The sequence below is a fragment of the Amycolatopsis kentuckyensis genome, from assembly GCF_002155975.1.
In the GTDB taxonomy this organism is placed as follows: Bacteria; Actinomycetota; Actinomycetes; order Mycobacteriales; family Pseudonocardiaceae; genus Amycolatopsis; species Amycolatopsis kentuckyensis.
Genome location: NZ_MUMI01000719.1, coordinates 1 through 795, shown reverse-complemented (window position 1 = coordinate 795; position 795 = coordinate 1). Strand labels below are relative to the sequence as shown.

1 protein-coding gene is annotated in these 795 nt (G+C 77.2%); it reads left to right on the top strand.

The features are described from left to right. On the top strand, positions 1–686 hold a 686-nt coding region (locus CCN39_RS46390; RefSeq protein ID WP_086853418.1), incomplete at its 5' end, for a LysR substrate-binding domain-containing protein. Between the last annotated feature and the right edge of the window lie 109 nt (positions 687–795).

The following is a 795-nucleotide window of genomic DNA, read 5'->3' as shown; positions in this document are numbered from 1 at the left end:
CGCTCGCCTTCACCCCGGCCGGACGGCTGCTGCTCGCGCACGCCGAGGTCATCCTCGACGACCTCGCCGCCGCGGAATCGGCGCTGGCCGCGGTGACCGGGAACGGCGGCACCGGCACGGTCCGCGTGGCGGCCTTCGCGTCCGCGGCCCGGCAGCTCCTGCCGCGGGCGTGGGCCGGGCCGGTTTCCCTCCGCCTGGTCGAGCGGGAACCCGATGCCGCCCTCGAAGCGCTGCGCCGCCAGGACGCCGACATCGCGGTGGTGCACAGCTATTCGCTCCTGCCGCGGGAAATCCCGCCCCGGTGCGCGGAGCGGATGCTGCTCGACGACCCGGTCCTGCTGGCGCGCGACCCGGCCTCACCCGGGCCGGCCGACGGCGAACCGGTGGACCTGGCCGCGTTCGCCGACCGGCCGTGGCTGGTGCCGACGGCCGACCTTTCGTGTCACGCGATGATCCAGCGGGCCTGCGGTGCGGCCGGCTTCGTGCCGGAGACCGTCGCCGAGTCCGCGGACTTCGCCGTCCTCGTCGCCCTCGCGGCGGCCGGTGCGGGAGTCGCGCTGGTCCCGGCCATGGCGTTGCCCGCCGGAGCGCCCGGCGTCAGCCTGCACCCGCTCCGGGAACCGTTGACGCGCAAGGTGTTCGCGGTGACCCGGGCGGGCCTGGCGCGGCCCTGCCGGACGCTGTGACCTCGCGGGCCGCCCGCTCCAGCCGGTCCACCACCGCCCCGACCTCTGGCCGCCCCGCCAGGCCCGCCCGGGCCACCGCGAACACCTTGCGCGTCAACGGTTCGCCGAG